Source organism: Methylosinus sp. Sm6 (genome assembly GCF_019802345.1).
GTDB lineage: Bacteria > Pseudomonadota > Alphaproteobacteria > Rhizobiales > Beijerinckiaceae > Methylosinus.
On record NZ_JAINDZ010000012.1, the window covers coordinates 1 to 18,415 of the forward strand.

Annotated in this window: 20 protein-coding genes; 3 read left to right on the forward strand and 17 right to left on the reverse strand. The window is 60.7% G+C overall.

Going from position 1 to position 18,415, the window contains the following annotated elements:
• Positions 1-150 precede the first annotated feature (150 nt).
• The gene (locus K3F48_RS09935; RefSeq protein WP_222575282.1) at positions 151-756 is read left to right on the forward strand and encodes a pyridoxamine 5'-phosphate oxidase family protein; all 606 of its coding nucleotides are present in this window, start codon (positions 151-153) and stop codon (positions 754-756) included.
• On the opposite strand, the gene K3F48_RS24855 is transcribed toward K3F48_RS09935, so the two are convergent.
• From K3F48_RS24855 to aepX, 8 genes are all read right to left on the reverse strand, one after another.
• Positions 648-887 carry a TonB-dependent receptor domain-containing protein gene (locus K3F48_RS24855; protein WP_222575371.1) on the reverse strand — a complete coding sequence of 80 codons (240 nt, stop codon included), beginning with the start codon at positions 885-887 and terminating at the stop codon, positions 648-650. The genes K3F48_RS09935 and K3F48_RS24855 overlap by 109 nt on opposite strands.
• A 168-nt stretch (positions 888-1,055) precedes the next feature.
• Complete coding sequence (locus tag K3F48_RS09945) at positions 1,056-1,910, reverse strand: class I SAM-dependent methyltransferase (RefSeq protein WP_222575283.1); 855 nt, start codon at positions 1,908-1,910, stop codon at positions 1,056-1,058.
• Positions 1,825-3,126 carry an MFS transporter gene (locus K3F48_RS09950; protein ID WP_222575284.1) on the reverse strand — a complete coding sequence of 434 codons (1,302 nt, stop codon included), beginning with the start codon at positions 3,124-3,126 and terminating at the stop codon, positions 1,825-1,827. Before K3F48_RS09950 ends, K3F48_RS09945 begins: the two co-directional genes overlap by 86 nt.
• A 91-nt stretch (positions 3,127-3,217) precedes the next feature.
• Positions 3,218-4,000 carry an SDR family oxidoreductase gene (locus K3F48_RS09955; protein ID WP_222575285.1) on the reverse strand — a complete coding sequence of 261 codons (783 nt, stop codon included), beginning with the start codon at positions 3,998-4,000 and terminating at the stop codon, positions 3,218-3,220.
• Positions 4,001-4,021: 21 nt separating this feature from the next.
• Positions 4,022-4,627 (reverse strand): CDP-alcohol phosphatidyltransferase family protein, encoded by a 606-nt coding sequence (locus K3F48_RS09960; protein ID WP_222575286.1) that lies wholly within the window; start codon positions 4,625-4,627, stop codon positions 4,022-4,024.
• A gap of 79 nt (positions 4,628-4,706) precedes the next feature.
• Positions 4,707-5,501, reverse strand: a complete 795-nt coding sequence (locus K3F48_RS09965) for a phosphocholine cytidylyltransferase family protein (RefSeq protein ID WP_222575287.1) — start codon at positions 5,499-5,501, stop codon at positions 4,707-4,709.
• 22 nt (positions 5,502-5,523) lie between these two features.
• Positions 5,524-6,732: an aminotransferase class I/II-fold pyridoxal phosphate-dependent enzyme gene (locus K3F48_RS09970; RefSeq protein ID WP_222575288.1), complete on the reverse strand. Its 1,209-nt coding sequence runs from the start codon at positions 6,730-6,732 to the stop codon at positions 5,524-5,526.
• A 96-nt stretch (positions 6,733-6,828) separates the two neighbouring features.
• Complete coding sequence (gene aepX, locus K3F48_RS09975; protein ID WP_255608821.1) at positions 6,829-7,692, reverse strand: phosphoenolpyruvate mutase; 864 nt, start codon at positions 7,690-7,692, stop codon at positions 6,829-6,831.
• 316 nt (positions 7,693-8,008) lie between these two features.
• Between aepX and K3F48_RS09980 the strand changes: the two genes are divergently transcribed.
• On the forward strand, positions 8,009-8,722 hold the full coding sequence (locus K3F48_RS09980) for a GntR family transcriptional regulator (protein ID WP_255608808.1): 714 nt from the start codon (positions 8,009-8,011) through the stop codon (positions 8,720-8,722).
• A gap of 339 nt (positions 8,723-9,061) precedes the next feature.
• Positions 9,062-10,564, forward strand: a complete 1,503-nt coding sequence (locus tag K3F48_RS09985; RefSeq protein ID WP_255608809.1) for a carbohydrate porin — start codon at positions 9,062-9,064, stop codon at positions 10,562-10,564.
• 102 nt (positions 10,565-10,666) lie between these two features.
• On the opposite strand, the gene phnL is transcribed toward K3F48_RS09985, so the two are convergent.
• The 9 genes from phnL to K3F48_RS10030 form a co-directional block, all read right to left on the reverse strand.
• On the reverse strand, positions 10,667-11,428 hold the full coding sequence (gene phnL / locus K3F48_RS09990; protein WP_222575291.1) for a phosphonate C-P lyase system protein PhnL: 762 nt from the start codon (positions 11,426-11,428) through the stop codon (positions 10,667-10,669).
• A 20-nt stretch (positions 11,429-11,448) separates the two neighbouring features.
• Positions 11,449-12,246: a phosphonate C-P lyase system protein PhnK gene (gene phnK / locus K3F48_RS09995; RefSeq protein WP_222575292.1), complete on the reverse strand. Its 798-nt coding sequence runs from the start codon at positions 12,244-12,246 to the stop codon at positions 11,449-11,451.
• A gap of 2 nt (positions 12,247-12,248) precedes the next feature.
• Positions 12,249-13,148 (reverse strand): alpha-D-ribose 1-methylphosphonate 5-phosphate C-P-lyase PhnJ, encoded by a 900-nt coding sequence (locus K3F48_RS10000; protein ID WP_370631388.1) that lies wholly within the window; start codon positions 13,146-13,148, stop codon positions 12,249-12,251.
• A complete protein-coding gene (locus K3F48_RS10005) occupies positions 13,145-14,239 on the reverse strand; it encodes a carbon-phosphorus lyase complex subunit PhnI (protein ID WP_222575293.1) in 1,095 nt (364 codons plus the stop codon). The genes K3F48_RS10000 and K3F48_RS10005 overlap by 4 nt, the downstream gene beginning before the upstream one ends.
• Positions 14,240-14,842: a phosphonate C-P lyase system protein PhnH gene (gene phnH, locus K3F48_RS10010; protein ID WP_255608811.1), complete on the reverse strand. Its 603-nt coding sequence runs from the start codon at positions 14,840-14,842 to the stop codon at positions 14,240-14,242.
• Positions 14,839-15,312 (reverse strand): phosphonate C-P lyase system protein PhnG, encoded by a 474-nt coding sequence (phnG, locus tag K3F48_RS10015; RefSeq protein WP_370631389.1) that lies wholly within the window; start codon positions 15,310-15,312, stop codon positions 14,839-14,841. The genes phnH and phnG overlap by 4 nt, the downstream gene beginning before the upstream one ends.
• A gap of 42 nt (positions 15,313-15,354) precedes the next feature.
• Positions 15,355-16,509: an alpha-D-ribose 1-methylphosphonate 5-triphosphate diphosphatase gene (locus K3F48_RS10020; RefSeq protein ID WP_370631390.1), complete on the reverse strand. Its 1,155-nt coding sequence runs from the start codon at positions 16,507-16,509 to the stop codon at positions 15,355-15,357.
• An 81-nt stretch (positions 16,510-16,590) separates the two neighbouring features.
• Positions 16,591-17,400, reverse strand: a complete 810-nt coding sequence (locus K3F48_RS10025) for a DeoR/GlpR family DNA-binding transcription regulator (protein WP_222575294.1) — start codon at positions 17,398-17,400, stop codon at positions 16,591-16,593.
• A gap of 192 nt (positions 17,401-17,592) precedes the next feature.
• The gene (locus K3F48_RS10030) at positions 17,593-18,414 is read right to left on the reverse strand and encodes a metallophosphoesterase (RefSeq protein WP_222575295.1); all 822 of its coding nucleotides are present in this window, start codon (positions 18,412-18,414) and stop codon (positions 17,593-17,595) included.
• Position 18,415: the final 1 nt, after the last annotated feature.

Here is an 18,415-nt window from a genome sequence, read left to right on the forward strand (position 1 = left end):
GCTGTTCGTCACATAGGCGCGCGCCGCGTCGACGTCGAAGCGTTCGCCATCCGGCCAGAAGCGCCAGCGGCCGGCCGGCGTCAGGCATCTCCGCGCCCGGCGGCTTTCGTCGGTCGGGTGCGCTCCCTTCACTGCGCCGAGGGATCGATCATGGACAATCAACGCCCCAACAGCGACATCGCCTTCACCGAGACAGTGAAGCAGCTCCAGCGCCGCAATGGCTCGCGCGACGCCTACACTAAAATGGAGGCGCGCGGCTGGCAGGACCGCATCACCCCTCAGCTGGCCGCCTTCGTCGCCCAGCAGAACAGCTTCTACCTCGCGACTGTGAACGCCGAGGAACAACCCTATATCCAGCATCGCGGCGGGCCGCGGGGCTTCCTCATGCCGATCGACGAGCACACATTGGCGATGGCCGATTTCAGGGGCAACCGTCAGTCCATCTCGCAAGGCAATCTGCTCGACAACTGCAAGGCGTTCATTTTTCTGATGGACTATGCGAACCGCCGCCGCATCAAGATCTGGGGCGAGGCCTCTATGGTGGAAGGAGACGACGCCTTGCTCCGACCCGTGACGCCCGATGGCCATGCCGCGTCGCCCGAGCGCGTGCTTTTGTTCAGGGTGTCGGCCTGGGACGCCAACTGCCCTCAGCACATTCCGCGCAAGATCGACGCCGACGAGGTCGACGATATGCTGGCGAAGCGCGATCTGCGCATCGCCGAGCTCGAAGCGCTGATAGAACAGCTGCGGCGCTGAAATCCGGGCGTGATTTTCATCTCATCGTAGCGCGTTCCGACGGTCAGCACGAAATCGTCCAGATTGATCTGGTCCTGGCCATAGAATCCGAGCTGTGTCGCGGTCTGATGCGCTGCTGTCAGGCAGAAAATCCACTCGAGCTACTGTCCGAATTTCCGGGGCCGGCTCTGCGCCCCTCTCGAACTGACGCGCGTAAGGCCTCGCAATATCGGATAGCTGCTCTGAGGATGACCCGGCGCGGCCGCACCGCCTACTATTTACATGCTTCACCAGCGCGATCCCGGCCTGATGAAAAGCGATCACAACATGCGCACGGTCCATGACCTAGTATCGTAATGCAGGTCCAGCGTCGTCCGCGCGCCTATCAGTTCATCGATCGCAGCCAATATTTCCTCGAAGCGCTCCGGACTCGCCTGGCTTCGGACGTCGTGCGCCATCCGCCACATATCCAAATATCGCTCCTTTGGCGTGACCTCGCAATGCCATCCTCCGATTTGGACGCAATCCCCGAACTCGCCGCTGCTCTGAAGCACATCCACGATCCTATTCATCAAGGACCTTATCCCGTGATGGACTCGATGCACATTGGGAATCATCTCCTCGATTTTTTCGTCCACGGCAACGTGCAGGCGATCATGATCGAGGTCCCTGAGCGTCCATATTGCCGTAAGGAATCCGCCCGGCCTCAGAACGCGTCTGGCCTCCGACAGCGCCGCAGCCTTTTGCGCCCAGTGAAACGAACCGCCATAGCAAACCCAATCGACAGAAGCGTCCTCCAATGGGATCGCCTCGGCCGTGCCGTGCGCCCATTCGAAGCACGAGGCTGCACCCATGCGCGCCTTGCCTTCCGCCGACATCGCGGCATTCGGCTCGATCGCGAAGCCTCTGCATCCCTTCTCGGCGAGCGCCGCCGTCAATTCGCCGGCGCCCGCTCCCACATCGACCACGGCGAAGCCGGGGCGTCCGACGTCGACATGTGCGCACAAGAGATCCAGCACACTCGCGGTATAGTGAAACTTGTGCCGATAATGGGCGGCGACATCCGTGAAATCTCCATAGGTGACCGGCTCATTCATCTCGTGGCTCCATTTTGTCTGTTTCGGGCGTCGTTTCGTGGGATAAACGTTCGCCCAGATAGGGACCGATTGTTTCAAGACGGAGACGATCGCCGAATATGAGAGCTGAGGCGCTGACCGCGCAACCTGCACTGGCGATGGCGAACGTCGTCGTCAGGCCATTCATCGCGCACGCCAGCCCCCAAAGCGCACCGCCGAGCGCGACGCCTCCGTGAAAGCAGATTTGATAGAGCGAGAACACGACGCCATTCGCGCGGTCGGCGGCCGCAATCTGCAGCAGCAGGGTCGTCGTCGAGAAAATCGCCGTATACGCGCCTCCGCTCACCAGAAAGGAAGCACATACGATAGAGAAATCGGATGGAGACAATGCGAGCGCTCCGACGCTCAGAGCGCTACACGACATTCCGATCGCCAATATGGTTCGCGACCGCGCCGCGCGCCGCGCGTTTCCCAACATCGGCAGAACCAATAACGAACCCGATCCGTAGCAGATCAACAGTGCGGCGTAGAGCTTCGCGTCGGCGTCCGGCCTCGCGGCGACGATCGCCGGAAGCAGTGCGATGGTCGAACAGGTCCAAAAACTCGCATTGGCGACGCCCGCGAGCAAAGGAGCGATTCCGCGCCTCGCAAGCGCCTCGGCGATCGACATGCGCCATGCCCGGAGAGACCCGAGCGCCTCCCTCCCGAATGGCTCATGTATTTCCCACTCCGGCGAGAGGAGAAGCGCCAGAAACAGCGGAAAGGCCAGCAATGTCGCTGCAAGAGCCGTAGCAAACGGCGACGCGGCGACGACCAGCCAAGCGGCGATTCCCGGCCCGACAATACGTGCGAGATTAAATCCGGCCGTATTGAGCGAATAAGCCCCCGCGCAGTCGTTGGGCGGAACGAGCTTCGCCACTGATGCTTGCCACGCGGGAGCCCGCAAGGTCCCGCTCGCGCCGAGCGCGAAGGACAGGAGAAGCAACGTCGCCGCGTTCGGCGAGGCATGAAAAAACGAAAGCGACAAAGCGCCCCCGACCGCGACGAAAACGCTCTGGCCGACGAGTTGCAGCGCTCGCTTGCTCAAATGATCCGCAAGAACGCCGCTCGCCAAGGAAAAGACGAACACCGGAGAAGAAAAAGCGGTCTGTGCGAGCGCCGCGACGTCGGCGCGATTTGTCGTTTCGAGAATGAACCACGTCACCACCATGGTAAAAATCGAGTTGGAAATGTTCGTCGCGAAGCCGCCGAGAAGCAAGAAGCGATAAGTTCGATGTCTGAGCGGATTGAGAGCAGACGGGAGGATGGATTCCATGTCGGGCGATCTCCTTCTCGAAACATCGCCTCGCGTGTTCCGTGAAATTTTCGATATCGCTCGCCTCTGCAAATCGTGCGATCTCGGGAAGCTAGAACAGGCTCGCGTGCGCGCCTCCATCGACGACGATGCTCTGCCCGGTGACGAAGGCCGCGTGCTCGGAGCAGAGAAATGCGCAGAGGGCGGCGATCTCCGAAGGCTGCCCCAGACGCGCCGCTGGCGTTCGTTCGAGCCTCTGCGCTTCATAGGCGAAATAGGACAATCCGAGATCTTCGGCGCGGCGCTCCCAATTTTTACGCAGGGTCGGCGTCGCGGTCGGTCCGGCGAGCACACAATTCGAGGTGACCCCTTGCGCCGCGACGTTCCGCGCCAATGAGGCCATCGCGGCGACATGGCTCGTTCGCGCTGCGTTCGAGACGATGTGAGACGAATCCGGCGCCTTGGCCGACGTCCCTAGCACGCTGACGATGCGGCCGAACCGCCGTTCGATCATTCCACCGAGAAAATGATGCGCGATCATGGTCGCATTGGCGCCATAGGCGAGGATCGCCTCGCCATAGTCGGCGCGGTTCAACGCGTCTAGGGCGATCTCCCGCGGACGCGCCATCATGATCAGGAGGATGTCGAATACGGAGTCTAGGCTGCAGATACGCTGAAATCCGTCTTCCGAAGCGATGTCGACACTCGAAACCTCTATCCGACGATCCGGAGCCTGCGCCGAAATAGCTCGCGCCGCCGCCGCCAGACGCGAACCGTCGCGCGCCGCCAAAGTGATGTCCGCTCCTTCGGCCGCGAGCAGCTCGGCGCAGCGGAAGCCGATTCCCTTGCTGCCGCCGAGGATCAGCGCGCGGCGTCCTTTTATGCCGAGATCCATGGCTCTCACTCGCCTCCTCGATCAGGCGACGGCGCGCAGCGCCAAGGCGCCCGATACGCTCACGCTGAAGAGGATGATCACGAAATACATCGCCTTATTGGGGGCGGGCACACGAATGGATGCGACATGTGAGACGGTGAGCGCGGCGAAGCAGAGGGGAACGATCACCGGGAAATTTTCGGAGCCGAAGAATGAGCGCATCAGAAACAGCACGGCGAGCAGCGGAATGTCATAGGACAGAGGGACGCCGCGAAAATAGCCGCCGGAGAGACCGAAATTCGCGAAATAGCTGAGTCGGATCGCGCCAGCCAGAAGCATGGCCGAGACCACGAGCAAGGACAATGGAGAGTGATCGCCGACCTTCGCGACGACGATCGCAGGAACGACGGCGCCATAGAGGAGATCGGCGAATCCATCCAGCGCCTTGCCCATCTGCGCCGTCTCGACGGCTCGATTGCTCGTTCGCTTGGCGACCACCCCGTCGAGCTGATCGGCGAGCATCGCCCAAAGCGCCACGGCCACCGCGATCTCGAGGCGACCGTCGATCGCGAGCTGAATCGCGAGAGCGGAAAACACAACTCCGCAGGAGGTTATCATGTTCGCGGGGTCGTTGAGATAGCGAAGCATATTCGGCTCCATCGATAAAATGAGCGCATCGGGCCGGCGCGAGGCAGCGGGCGCTCGCACACGGCCGGAAGCAATTCCGTCATGCAAAAGATTCGGTCGTCTCGATCAGGCGAGTCGATGGCGCGGGGAACAAGGATTCCGCGATGCGAAGGTCTTTTTCGTTGTCGATTTCGAACCATCGCAGATCGCTGCAGATCGCCGCTTGGAGTTCGAGGCTCTCTTCGGCGATCAACATCGCCAATATTTCTTCCAGATATGCTTTCGCAGCGCCTCGCGCCATCGCCTCGTTCAAGCGCGGCGCCAGGCGATCGCGCAGGGTCTGCGCCGTGAAGCGAAAAACATTCACCGTCTTGTAGAAATCTGCAGCGTCTGGATCGGCTCCGGATCGGTTCGTGCGGATCTCGCGGATAAGTCCGCGCGGCGAAAGCAGCGCCGCAGAACCGGTCATTTCCGGATCGAACGCATCGAGCGCGGCGACGTCCCTTTCGTAGGTCAGAAGCCTCGTCAAAAGCATCGGCTCGAAGAAGACATCTCCTTCGAGCAGCAATACGTCGCCTTTCGAAAGCCAGTCGCGCGCCAACCAGAGTGAATATGCGCTGCCCGTGCGTTCGTATTCCCGCGACTCCACATATGAGATGTCCATTCCGGCGAATCGATTGCCGCAGGCGGATCGGATCTCCTCCTGGCGATAGCCGACGACGAGAGCGACGGAGGCGACCCCGGACATGGCCAAGTTCCGCAGGGCGTTGTGCAGGATCGGAACGCCGTTCACTTCGACGAGCGGCTTGGGGCGGGCGTCCGTGAGCGGACGCAGTCGGGTTCCGAGCCCGGCGGCGAGGATCACGGCTTGATCTGGACTCTGCAAGGTGGGCATGGCTCTAATCCTCCCTGATATTTCACATCACCAAATCGGCTGCTGCATCCCATGTTTCGAACGCCGAAATCAGGCGGTCCAGCCCCAGTTCGAAACTTTCGCGCGGGCCGCCATAGGAAATTCGCAGACCGCCGGGATCTCCGAATGCCGAGCCGGCGACGCCGGCCACGCCCGCCTCCGTCACGAGGCGGCCGACGATATCGTCGATCGTCGGCGCGGGATCCGCTCCGTCGGTGCGCAGCAATGACGTCACATCGAGATAGAAATAGAATCCGCCATCCGCGCGAGGCGTCGGGATTCCAGGAATTCGCTTCAGTTTTTCGAGTCCGATCCGCCTCGCGGCGGCCAGGTCGGATCGCAGCCCGCTTTCAAAGCTCGCGTCGTTGCGTCGCAGATGCTCGAGAACGGCATGCTGGGCAATGACATTCGGATTCGAGGTCGTGTGCGACTGGAGCGCTCGCACAGCGTCGATCGCCTCTTTCGATCCGGCGAGATATCCGATTCTCCATCCGGTGAGCGCCAAGGCTTTCGAAAATGCGTTGACGACGAGCGTACGCGATCGAACCTCGGGAACGAGCGACACGATCGGATGATGAACGTGAGATTCGTAGACGAAGGAACTGTAACATTCGTCGAAGATGATCCAAAAGTCTCGCGCGATCGCCAGTTCGGCGATTTGGGCGAGAAGCTCGCCTGGATACACCGCGCCCGTCGGATTATTGGGCGTGTTCACGACGAGCGCGCGGGTACGCGACGTGAGCGAGCGTTCGATGTCGTCGATGGACGGAATGAATGCGCGATGGCGCGTCTCGACGAAAACGGGCGTGCCTCCGGCGATGAGCACTTGCGCAGGAAACGTCGTCCAATAAGGGGATGGAATGACGACCTCGTCTCCCGGGTCGATCAGGATCATCGCCGCATTGAACAAAGCCTGCTTGGCGCCCGATGTGACGGCGATTTCGTCGGGCCGCCACGCCTGTTGCGTTTCGACATGGAGTTTGTGCGCGAGGGCGGCCCGAAGCTCGGCCAGGCCCAAGGTGTCGGTATATCGATTGATCCCGCGTTCGATGGCCGCGATGGCGCCGTCGCGTACGGCGGGCGGAAGAGGGCTCCAGATTTCTCCCGTCGTGAGATCGACGACATCCCGTCCGGCTTCGGCGGCGGCTTTCGCGGCCGCTCTCGCGCGAGCGGTCCCGGAATTCGTGAATAAATGCGTGCGTCGCGCCAACACGGCTTGCTCCTATGGTCTAAAATGCAATGATCATCGGTCCGTTTCGGGCGACGACATCGGACCTCCACGCCATCGACGGCGCCGCCGTCAACTCGGTCAGGCGCCTATGTGCTTGGGCAAATAGCGCTCCTCCGCCGCGGCGAGTTCGTCGTAGCGCAGGAGATCGAAGATCTCTTCGAGCGAGGCGATCTCCGGCTCGATTCCGGCGATTCCATCCTCGCTCAGAATGCGGCGACAAACTTCGGTCATCCCGGCGACGGCGGCGCGCATATTGTGATTTGCCCAAATCACCGTCGATATGCCCGAGGCGCGATAGGCGGCGACCGGCGTTTTGTAGTATTTCGTCGGCACGATCACGACCGGCAGACGATTCTGCCAGTTTCGCGCGAATGTCAGAATCTCGTCCGCATCGGACTTGCGCGAATGGATGAGGATCGCGTCGGCGCCCGCGTCCGCATAAGCGTGCGCGCGTTTGAGCGCTTCTTCCTGACCATGTCCCGCGATGAGCGCCTCGATGCGCGCCACCAGAACGAATCCTCGGCCCGGAACGGCGTCCTTGATCGCTTTGATGCGGCCGCAGAACTCCTCGATGTCGGCCAGCGGATGACGATCGCCGACAAAGGAGTTCATTTTCGGAAATCCTTTGTCCTCGATACACATCCCAGCCGCGCCGCTGTCACGGAGCTTCTTCGCCGCGAGACGCGCATTGTTGAAATTGCCGAAGCCGCTGTCCCCATCGACCAAGATCGGAATGGCGATTGCGTCGGCTATGCGTTCGACGACGTCCGTCAGTTGAGTCCAGGATGCTTCGTTCGCGTCGCGATAGCCGAGAGCGGTGGCGATCGACAAACCGGACGCCCAAAGCCCCTTGAAGCCGGCCCGTTCGGCGATCGCGGCGGACAGCGCGTCATGAGCCTCCATAAGGAAGTTCAACGATCGCGGTTGAATGAGGCTCCGCATCGAACCATCGACGAATGCTTCGCTGCCCTGCTTACCGGGCAAAAAGACGCCCTGAACCATGTCATCAATCCTTCATGATAATGCGCTATCGATAGCCGCCCAGCCTCGAAAGGCTTTCATGATAGCGCTGCGTTGGCAAGCGTTACGACGATCTGTGTCGAAAACATATTCGCGCCTTCCTGGGTATATTGTTTTGCTGCTGAATATACCTTTGCTTTTCAACTTGATGAAAGACATCCTCGCCGATGCATAGAAGGCGCTGGCGTCCGCCCTCGATCAATGTTAGCTGCGCGTCCTGTCATTTCAGGGGACGGAATTGCAAAAGAGCGTCAAAGACGACGCGCAGGCCCTTTCTGCGAATTCCGCAGCCAAGAGCGCGCATGTCTATAGAACCATAAAAGACATGGTGATCGGCCGAGCGCTCGCGCCCGGCGTCCAAATCAATCTCGAGGACGTCGCGGCCTCGCTGCGCGTCAGTCGTACCCCCGTCCGAGAGGCGTTGATCAGACTCTCTTGCGAGGAGTTGGTAGAGACGGCGCCAGGAAAGGGCTTTTTTGTTCGCAAGCGCAGCTGGGACGAGCTGCGCGCCGATTATGAATTCGCCTATATGCTGCTTCGCTGCGCAATCGAAAGAAACATCGTGGCGTTCGATTCGGAAGGGCTACGTCGCCCGCTGCCATTCGGATCGATGGCGGAGCGGAACGCCGCCTCTGTCGCGAATGCGATGTTTCTGGAAGCGCTCTACGATCGCATCGCGTCGCTTTCCGGCAATGCTCACTCCATGCGTGGCGTGCGCGCCTTCATCGATCGAACGAAGCATTTTCGAGATCTCATATTCGAACATCCGGAGCGCGCCCCGACTGTCGCGGCGACAACCCGAGATCTCTTCGAATGGCTCCAATCACATAATCTCGAGGCTTCGCTCTCGGCGTTACGCACCATCGCCGTGCTGAAAAACTCCTATATCGGCGATCTCGCGAGAGAAGACGCGACCGCGCCCGGCGCGTCGTCCGCGTCGAAGGGGCCGTGACAGACGCTCGGATGCGGCGGCTTACGCCGGATCTGCGCGAGTCGAAGCCGGAGGATCGGCGGACAACGGCGCGCTTGTCGCCGCCATTCGGCGCCATGCGCGCCGTGATCGCTGTGGGCGGCGCGCAAATGAGCGAAGCGCCAATGCTTCAAAGTCCCACATCATGAACACAAAATGGCACAATAAACCTCATAATCATATATACTTTCGTATTACCGTCATATGGTGACGCTATAACCACCGCAGCTCGACCTCGGCTTTGGAACAAGATCCACGCATATTAAGCCATGTGTCGAGTAATATATGTCATACATGCGTCATGTATGCGCGGAGGTTACAATGACGAGTCTGGTATCTAAAGTAGAGATGTGGCGTTTTGCTTTATCGTGTTCTGGGCTCACATCGGTAGCCTCGCGAAATTGCCTGCGCCCCGGCGCGGCGGCGACGCGCCAGCCCGAGCGCCGAGTGTCTCGCCGGCCGCTTCTCTCGATACTGATAGCGCTCGATACGGTATTTCTCGGGTCGGCGGCTCATGCCGCGGACAGCGCGAAGAAAAAGGCCGATGCGTTGTCCAGCCCCGCTCCGGCGACGCCGGTTTCGCCTTTCGCGAAATTCGATTTCGTTCGCGAAAAGGGAATGAGCACATCCTTTCCCGCCCCCTCGAATACGATCGACCCCGACGTGGGCGGCCTGAGATCGGCTCTCGCGGAGATGGGCATCGGCTATATCGGATGGAATCAAAACAGCTTTACCAATAATATCTACCCGAATGCAGCGAGAAGCAATAATGGAAAGCAGCAGTATAACGGACAAAAGCCCACTTTCAGCTCGATCAATTATTTGATGGTTGTCTATGATCTGAGCAGGTTCGGTATTCCGGACGGACAATTCATAGCGGGCACGGAACACCAATATTATGGTTGGGCCAACGCCGGGCCAAGTCGATGGGGCATAAACACCCTCGCTTATTACCAGACGCTGTTCGACAAGACGATTGAGATCAAGCTCGGCTACCTCAAGAACAGTTATGAATTTGCCGGGCTGCAGATCGGCGCAAATCAGGCGCTGAACTTGTTCGGCGCGTCGTCGAATATGCTCTACCAAGCAGGCCTGAACACGAACTCGACACCGACACCCGGCATCGACATCAAATTGAACATTCCCGGCGGATTCTATAGCAAGCTCGCGATCCAACAGCCGATCAGCCCCGATGGCGTTTACGCCACCATCCTAGAAAACCCGACAGGGCTTCACTGGAGGACGAATTATACTGGTATCTTCATCATGGACGAGATCGGTTACAATAAGAGTGCGGCGCCAAATTCGCCACGAACTTGGATCCGCGCCGGGGCTGGGTATAATTCGAGCAAATTCAAGAGCGACATTACTCCCGGCACGCGCGTGACAGGCAATTCGGTCTTTTATTTTGTGGCCGATCGACAGCTCTGGCAGATTGATCCGGCTCCCGGCGGCGTTTCCAAAAGAGGCGTCTACGCAGGTTTTACCGCCATTTACGCGCCACCCGATCGCAACACGATCAGCGAGTATTACGAAGCTCGAGTCTATGCGATGGGACTATTTGACAGCCGCCCGGACGACACGATCTCGCTGGTCGGGACGAACACCGTTTTCAGTCATTATCTCGTGGACACCGCGATTCTGAAGAAGCAGCTCGCTCATAGAGATTCGAAATCTGTGACGGCCTCCTACAGCGCCCATATCGACAAGGGACTGTATTTCAGCCTTGGGCTCGGCTACATCAACAATCCGACATCCGTGACCTATACCCCGCAGACAGGACATGCGCTGAACGTCTTCGCTTCGACGTTGGTGTTTTTCTAGACTAAGATGCGTCGCGCCGGTTCGAATGCCGCTTCGTCCACAACGAAGCGGCATTCGATTAAACACGAGGGCGCAGTTTCTGGGCGTTTCGAAATTCCCCGATCAGCAGGTCGGCGCAGATCGCCTCGAGAGCGCGACGTCGTTTCGGATCGTCGCTCTCGTCGCCGCGATCCGCCCCGCGCTGAAATTCATTTCGACGATACGGTCGCCCACAGCCTCGCGCATTTCGGCGTCATGAAATATCCCGACGATCGCCGCGCCTCGCGCCTTCGCCGCCGCGATGAGCGAGACGACCGTTTTCTTATTGCCGGCGTCGAGCGAGGCCGTCGGTTCGTCGAGCAATAAGATCGGATAGTCGAAGACGAATCCCCTCGCAATGTTCACGCGCTGTTGCTCGCCTCCCGAGAAGGTCGCCGGCGCCAACGACCAAAGCCGTTCGGGGATATCGAGCCGCTCGAGAAGCCTCCGGGCCGACGCGTAGGCGTCGTCGATTTTCCGCCCGTTCGCGACGGCCGGCTCCACGACGATATTCAATGTCGAAATGCGCGGAATCACGCGCAGAAATTGACTCACATAGCCGATCGTGCGCCGTCGAATTTCAACGATCTTCCACGGCGGGGCGACCACCATGTCGATCATCTCGCCATCGTGGCGGATGTGCACGGCTCCCGCCTGTGGCTTGTAATTGGCGTAGAGCGACCTCAATAATGTCGATTTTCCGGAGCCGGACGGACCGTCGAGACAAACGCATTCGCCGGCATGAACGGTGAGTCCGATATTTTCGAAGACGGGGAGACGAGCGCCGCCCTGGGTATGGAGCGTGAATGTCTTGGACAAGCCCTCTGCGTGGAGTTGTACGCTCATGACAGGGAATTCCTCGCCGGTCAGATCTGGAGCACTGAGGATACGAGCAACTGCGTATAGGGCTCGTGCGGATCGTCCAAAACCTGATCCGTCAACCCTTCCTCGATCACGCGCCCTCGATGCATGACGATGAGCCGATCCGCCAGCAGACGAACGACGGCGAGATCATGCGTGACGATGATCACAGCGACAGCCAGCTCTCGCACCAGGGTTCGAAGCACATCGAGCAAGCGCGCCTGCACGGAGGCGTCGAGGCCGCCGGTCGGTTCGTCCATGAAGACGAGGCGCGGCGCGGCGACGAGATTACGCGCGACTTGCAGCCGCTGCAGCATTCCACCCGAAAAAGAGCGCGCGCGATCGTCGACTCGCGACGGGTCGATTTCGAGCCTCTCCAGCCAATCCTGCGCCGAAGCGCGTATGGAGCCGTAGTTCCGGACGCCGCGAGACATCAAAGCTTCGCCGACATTGCCGCCTGCGCTGACATTGATGTGCAACCCGTCCAGAGGATTTTGATGAACGAACCCCCAATCGGTCCGACGGAGCCGGCGCCTTTCCATTTCGGACAAGGAAAATACGTCGACGGGCTTTCGGTCGTTGCCGCGGTAGATGACCGCGCCCTTGTCGGGAACGATCTGGCCCGACAAGCACTTCATCAGCGTCGACTTGCCGGATCCCGATTCGCCGACGACGCCGAGGACTTCTCCCGCGCCCACTGTGACGGACACATCGATGCATCCAATCCTCGCCCCATAGGACTTCGAAACGCCGGAAGCCTCCAAAAGCGCTGTTCGGCTCGCAGAATTCGAGATGGCGTCCATGATCAGGCTTTCGCTCTCGCCGCGCGGACCGGTCCTTCGCCCTTTCCTTCGCGGCGCCGGCGGCAGTAATCCGTGTCGGAACAGACGAACATTCGTCCGCCGACATCGTCCATGATGACTTCTTCGAGATAGCTCGTTTCCGATCCACACAGCGAGCAGCGTCCGTCCGGCCTGCTCGGCTCGAAAGGAAAATCCTCGAAATCGAGGCTGCGCACGCTGGTGTAGGGTGGGATCGCATAGATGCGTTTTTCGCGTCCCGCTCCGAACAGTTGAATGGCCGGACTATGCGAAAGCTTCGGGTTGTCGAATTTCGGGATCGGGCTGGGCGACGCCAAATAGCGCTCGTTCACGATCACGGGACAGTTATAGGCGCTTGCGACCCGTCCGTAACGTGCGATGTCTTCATAGAGCGTCAGCAACATGGGCCCATATTCGGCATAGGCGTGCATCTTGCGGGTTTCGGACTCGCGCGGCTCGATTTTGCGCAGCGGCTCAGGCGAGGGGACCTGATAGACCAACACCTGGTTTTCACGCAGCGGCGTCTCTGGAATGCGATGCCGCGTCTGTACGATCGTCGCGTCGAGAGCGCTCGCCGTCGTCTCGACTCCGGTGACGGATCGAAAGAAGCGCCGGATGGATGCGGCGTTGGTCGCGTCGTCGGAGCCTTGATCGATCACCTTCAGCCGATCTCGCGGCCCGATGATGCTCGCCGTCACTTGAATGGCGCCGGTTCCCCAGCCGTAGGCGAGGGGCATCTCACGCCCGCCGAATGCGACCTGATAGCCCGGAATGGCCAGCGCCTTGAGCAAGGCGCGTCGGACCATTCTTTTCGTTTGCTCGTCCAGATAGGCGAAATTATAGCCGGTCCACACGACGGGCTTCGATGGGGATATTCGATTCACGAGCTCGGCTCCCCTTCCCCTTCGCTGCGCGCACGAGCGCGAAGCTCTCGCAGAAGCCGCGTTTCTGCTTGAAAGTCGACGTAGTGGGGCAGCTTGAAATGTGAAACGAAGCCGCTCGCCTCGACGCTGTCGCTGTGCGAAAGGACGAACTCCTCGTTTTGGGCGGGATGCTCCACCTTCTCCCCGAATTCGGCGGCGCGCATCGCCCGATCGACGAGCGCCATCGCGATCGTCTTGCGTTCGCAATGGCCGAATGCGAGCCCATATCCGCGCGTGAACCGCGGCAGATCGTCCGGGTCGGCGTGAAGCTGATTGATCATCTGGCACTCGGTCACGCCGATATCGGCGATGTCGATCGGAAATCCTAATTCTTCCGGCGTGATTTGGATCGTGACCTCGCCGGCCCGCAACTCGCCGACGAATGGATGCACGCTGCCGTAGCCACGCGCCGAGGAATAGGCGAGGCCGAGCAGAAATCCTTCGTCTCCTCTCGCGAGATTTTGCAGGCGTTGATCGCGTCCGGCGGGAAGACACAATGGCTCGCGCGTCAGATCATAGGCCTCGGCGTCGCTTCGGATTTCTTCCTCGATCAGGCCGTCGCTGACGAGAGGATCGAGCGCCGAAGGCATGCGCGCGTCGAGCGGCTCGGCTGAGACATCCGCTCGAGGCGCGTCGTCCGCCGTCTCCGAAAGCGCGAAATCGAGAAGCCGGTGGGTGTAATCATAGGTCGCGCCCAGCACCTGCCCGCCCGGAACATCCTTGAACGTCGCAGAAACGCGGCGTCGCACAGTCATCGTCGAGGTGTCGATCGGCTCGGAGGCGGCGATACGGGGCAAAGTGGTGCGATAAGCGCGCAAAAGAAAGATCGCTTCCAATGCATCGCCCTGAGCCTGCTTCAAGGCGAGAGCCGCAAGGTCGCGGTCATAGAGCGAGCCTTCCGACATGACACGATCGACGGCGAGGCCGAGCTGGGACGCGATCTGAGCCAAGGTGATTTCTGGAACGGCGACGTCTCCTCGCCGCTGTTCGGCGACAAGCGTCTGCGATTTGAGGATCGCCTCTTCTCCCCCATTGATTGCGACATGAGCCATCTAGGCCTCCACTTTGACCGTGCGCGGGAGAGCAATCGCCGCGTCTCCGCATGTAAAGACGACGTCGATCCCTTTCGGATAGGCGGCGGCGTTGGCGATCCAATCGGACCAGAACCAATCCGGGACTGTGACGCGAGGAAAAATAGCGTGCTCGATTCCCGGCCCCGACCACCTCGTTTCGGCGCCGTCGGTCAGCGACGCCACTTGGAGACACACGGTCGCAGAACGATCGGGATATTCATCCTCTCCGGCGTCGAACAGATGGAGCCTCGGCGCGGCGGCCGCATCGACGACGATTGCGAATTGCGCCCCGCCGGGATCGTCGACGATCGGAGCCCCGCAATGAAATCGCAGATAGGCCGGTATCTCGGCATTGCGCGCGCCCGCGTCCAGCCAGATCGGCGTCTCGCCGTCCGCCAAGGTCAAGCAGAAGGCGGTGGTGGCGGTGGACAGAGGCGAGGGGCCGCGCACCGAGCCGCCGATCGTGACGATCCGACCCGGATAGGCGATCGCCGACATGATCGTGCGAAAAACGCCCTGGCTGTCGAGCACCGGGTCGGCGAAGCCGGATTTCAAATGGGCATAGTCGGGAATCGAGGTCATGGCGCTCCACGCCGCTCTGCGTTCGAAGCAAAAAAATCCACTTTGGTGGCGGCTGCTTTGCGGCTCGCCGTCTCGCGGCGCTGGTCCTGCTTCCTCTGGAACGATGCGATCGCCGCTTCGAGGCGAGACTCCGGCTTGCGCTGCAACAGCGCGTCGAACAGCGCAGCGAGCTCGGCGCGTCGCGGATCCCGGCCGGCGACACAGGCGTATCCGACCGCGCCATCGGTCAGCCGAAGCATGCAATCCGTCACCGTCATTTCGCCCAGATTGAAAGGCCGTCCAGTCGCTCCGATACGGCCACGCACCATCACGAGCCCTATTCGAGGCGCGCGGAGCCACTCGAATGAAACCTGTTCGGCGAGCTCCGCCCAGGCGGCTTCGAGTTCGTCGCGTGGCGTTCGCGCCAGAACGCCGATCCACTCCGCTCGCCCGTTCGGTTGCCTATGTCGCGTCGATCGCCAGTCATTCACGGTCGTCAGAGCCGCCTTTGGGAAAGGTGTCGATCCGAACCATCAGAGTCGCCTTTCGCCCGCGACCCATACGCCACGCACGATCGGGACCTTTTCGATGGTGCGCACGAGCGCCAAGTCGGCGCGCATTCCGGGAGCAATCCGGCCACGATCTTCGAAGCCGAGCAGAGCCGCAGGCTTCGTCGTGACCATCGCTACGGCTTTCGGCAGCGCGAATCCGCTTTCGGCGAGCGCAAAAGCCGCGCGCAGAAGACTGGCGGGAATGTAATCTGAGGTCAGCGCATCGAGCAGCCCCTCTTCGGCCAGCGCCGATGCGCTCACATTGCCGGAATGGGAACCGCCCAGAACGATGTTCGGCGCGCCCATGACGTTCTGCATCCCCAGACGACGCGCGTGCCGGGCCGCTTCTATGGTCGTCGGGAATTCGCAAACGGAACTGCCGCTCGCAAAGGACTGCTCGACGTCCTCCACTGTCGTATCGTCGTGACTGGCGATCGGCAGGCGACGGGCCGCGCCGGCCTCCGCGATGCGCTTGCTCCATTTCGGCGCGTAGGTTCGTTGAATCGCCATGCGCTCGGCGATGTAGCTCGTGAATTCTTCGTCGCCCCAGAGCCTGCCACGCTTACGCCCGCGATAGTCGCGATATCGCGCGAGATCGCGAAACTGCTTCTGCCCGGGGGTGTGATCCATGATGCTGAGGAGCCGCAAGTTCGGATGATCGAGATGCGGCTCGAGCATCTCCATCAGCGCGGGATCTGAAACCTCGCATCGAAAGTGGAAGTAATGATCGGCCTTGAGAAGATTCGCCGTTTGCGCATGAGAGAGCGCGCGAATCGCGGCGTCGAGAATCGCCGACCTCGCGCCGGACGTTTCGAAATCGCCGATGGCCATGGCGTCGAGCACAGAGGTGATTCCGCTCGTCAGAATCTGTCCGTCATGGGCCATGGCGGAGGTCATGGCGCAGGGCCATGTGACGCCCGGCCGCGGCAGAAAATGATGCTCGAGATTGTCGGTGTGCAGATCAACGAGGCCGGCGATCAGCAGATCGCCCGCGCAATCGACAATCGCTCCGCCGCCTCCGCAATCGTCCTCGACCGATTCGATGACGCCGTTCCGGATGTTCAGAACGCCGTCCCGAATCTTATTATCTTCGACGATTCGCGCATTTCTCAATTGGATATGCATAGCGTCGGTCACCGATAGCCCGAACGAGCAAGATTTGCTCGGAGCGCATTTTCGCGCATTGAAGACGCCCGCGCCGAAGCCTCGGCCGAAACGCTATTCGCGCGCGAAACCCATCGCGCGCCCGGTGGGAAGGACGACCGTCACATCGGCCTGCTCCAAAGCGCGGCGAAGCGCGTCCGGCGGCGCCGTGTCGGTCGCCAGCACATCGGCCTGTTGGAGAGGCAGAACGACATGCGCGTCCGAGCGCGCGAATTTCGCGCTGTCCATGACGAAAGCCGTGCGATGCGAGCGCTGCGACACGGTCGTCACGAGAACCCTATGCGCTTGCGACGGCCCGAGAAATCCGTGGACGGCGCTCACCGAGCTTCCCCCGAACACGCAGAGATCGAACAGCCGCAGTTCGAGGCTCTCGAGCGTTTCATAGCCGCCGACCGAGCGCGTCTCCGGATGAACCACCCCGCCGAGCAGAGTCACGGAGCCGCGCTTCGAGGATGCGAGAATTGTCGCAATGTCGATCATATTGGTCGTCACCGTCAGCGTCGTGTCGCTTTCGGCCAATTGTTCCGCGAGCAGCAGCATGGTCGAGCTGGCGCCGAGGAAGACATTCATTCCGTCCTCGAAAAGCGACAGCGCCGCCTCGGCGGCGCGGATCTTTGCGCCGCGATCGACTTCCAAGCGCTCGACGACCGGCCGTCTCGCCGTCAGATCGACCGTGCCGAGCGGCGCCGCGCCGCCATGCACCCGGCGCAAATGTCCGCCTTCTTCGAGGCTGCGGATATCGCGGCGAACCGTCTCCTGCGAGACGCCGAAACGTTGCGCCACTTCGCCGACCGACACCACATCGCCTTTGGCGATCAACGCCAGAATGCTCTGCTGTCGGGCCGCGCCGATCGAAGCCCCCATCTTCCCTCGCCCTTGCCAATTCTCTGGAGGCATTTGTCTTTTCCTGACGGCCATCGTTCGCTTGGTTCCAAAAAATATCCCAACCGCCGCTGGCGTGGGTCGCCACGCGGCCTATTGATTTATCCAGATGAACTACAACGGTTTCATGACAGAATGATGGTTTTTGACCGATGTCATGTGCTATTGATGTATTTAGTCTGAGGGCACGGGGGCGGGCGCGGCGGCGCTGGGTTTCGGGTCATAGATCGTCCAATGCTCGACGAGCTGCTTCGTATGCACGATCACATTGCCGTCCTGGACGAGAATGACGGAATAAAAAGGGTCGGCGATGGCGGAACGAATCCGGTCACTATCGAATTCGAGAAGGCCGTGATGAACCGTGCTCGGCGCCACGGAAAAGGGCAGGCCGCGCCAGTTGCCGGAAAGCGTGCGATGCATATGTCCAAAGAACAGATGCCGGATCCGGTCGCGGAACGGATCAATGGTGGACCACAGCTCGTCGCCATTGTCCAAAATCATCTGGTCGAGCCGCTTCAAGCCGATCTTGAACGGCGCATGATGCGCGAAGACGAGAACGGGCCGCGCGGCGGATTCGAGTTGTCCATGCAGCCAAGCCAAGCGCCTCGAGCATAGACGCCCGGCGTGGGTTCCGGCTTCCCATGTGTCGAGAACGAGACCTAGATGGTCTCCCAGCGAGAAGGAGCAATGTGCGAATCCGGTTTCGTCATCGACGGACAGAGGAAAGGCCCGCGCGAAATTTCGCCTGTCGTCGTGATTGCCGATCGCCAGATAGGTCGGCGGCAGACGATAATCCGACAGGACATCGCGCAGCAGCCTATAGGCTAGCGGGTCGCCGGCCTCGGTGAGATCGCCGGACACGACCATGGCGACCGCGTCGCCGTGACATGCTTCGATGTCGACGAGACAGTCTCGCAAGCGCCGTTCCGGGTCCAGCCCTCTCAACTCGACTCCGGGCGGCGTCAGATGCAGGTCGCTCAGCAGGATGATTTTCATC

Coding starts and splice junctions, on each gene's coding strand:
- K3F48_RS09935 (WP_222575282.1), top strand. CDS start 151: ATGGACAATCAACGCCCCAACAGCGACATCGCCTTCACCGAGACAGTG.
- K3F48_RS09950 (WP_222575284.1), bottom strand. CDS start 3,126: ATGGAATCCATCCTCCCGTCTGCTCTCAATCCGCTCAGACATCGAACT.
- K3F48_RS09955 (WP_222575285.1), bottom strand. CDS start 4,000: ATGGATCTCGGCATAAAAGGACGCCGCGCGCTGATCCTCGGCGGCAGC.
- K3F48_RS09960 (WP_222575286.1), bottom strand. CDS start 4,627: ATGCTTCGCTATCTCAACGACCCCGCGAACATGATAACCTCCTGCGGA.
- K3F48_RS09965 (WP_222575287.1), bottom strand. CDS start 5,501: ATGCCCACCTTGCAGAGTCCAGATCAAGCCGTGATCCTCGCCGCCGGG.
- aepX (WP_255608821.1), bottom strand. CDS start 7,692: ATGCGGAGCCTCATTCAACCGCGATCGTTGAACTTCCTTATGGAGGCT.
- K3F48_RS09985 (WP_255608809.1), top strand. CDS start 9,062: ATGACGAGTCTGGTATCTAAAGTAGAGATGTGGCGTTTTGCTTTATCG.
- phnL (WP_222575291.1), bottom strand. CDS start 11,428: ATGAGCGTACAACTCCACGCAGAGGGCTTGTCCAAGACATTCACGCTC.
- phnK (WP_222575292.1), bottom strand. CDS start 12,246: ATGGACGCCATCTCGAATTCTGCGAGCCGAACAGCGCTTTTGGAGGCT.
- K3F48_RS10005 (WP_222575293.1), bottom strand. CDS start 14,239: ATGGCTCATGTCGCAATCAATGGGGGAGAAGAGGCGATCCTCAAATCG.
- phnH (WP_255608811.1), bottom strand. CDS start 14,842: ATGACCTCGATTCCCGACTATGCCCATTTGAAATCCGGCTTCGCCGAC.
- K3F48_RS10025 (WP_222575294.1), bottom strand. CDS start 17,400: ATGGGGGCTTCGATCGGCGCGGCCCGACAGCAGAGCATTCTGGCGTTG.
- K3F48_RS10030 (WP_222575295.1), bottom strand. CDS start 18,414: ATGAAAATCATCCTGCTGAGCGACCTGCATCTGACGCCGCCCGGAGTC.